This is a genomic window from Salmonella sp. SAL4457 (genome assembly GCF_046548235.1).
GTDB lineage: Bacteria > Pseudomonadota > Gammaproteobacteria > Enterobacterales > Enterobacteriaceae > Salmonella > Salmonella enterica.
Genome location: NZ_JBGDZO010000710.1, coordinates 1 through 262 on the forward strand (window position 1 = coordinate 1; position 262 = coordinate 262).

The following is a 262-nucleotide window of genomic DNA, read 5'->3' on the forward strand; positions in this document are numbered from 1 at the left end:
GACATAGGTCTCGTGGGTCAGGTCCATCAGGTTATCGATCATCAGGCGATAGTCGCAGTGGATGTGGTACAGCCCGCCGCCATAGGCCCAATCGGGGCTTTCCGCCCATTCCAGGAGGGGTATCAGCGCGTCGTCGGCCTGTTCTTCCGCGCCCGGCCAGACCCAGACGAAGCCGTGCCGCTCCTGCACCGGGAAGCGACGGATGCAGGGGAAGCCGCGGACCCGCTGGCCGGGCATCGCGCGGGTGCGACCGTCCTCGCCC

Annotated in this window: 1 pseudogene; it reads right to left on the reverse strand. The window is 67.6% G+C overall.

Annotated features, from left to right (window positions below):
- Nucleotides 1-262: pseudogene (locus ACLJNW_RS26005) on the reverse strand (hypothetical protein); the annotation flags it as partial.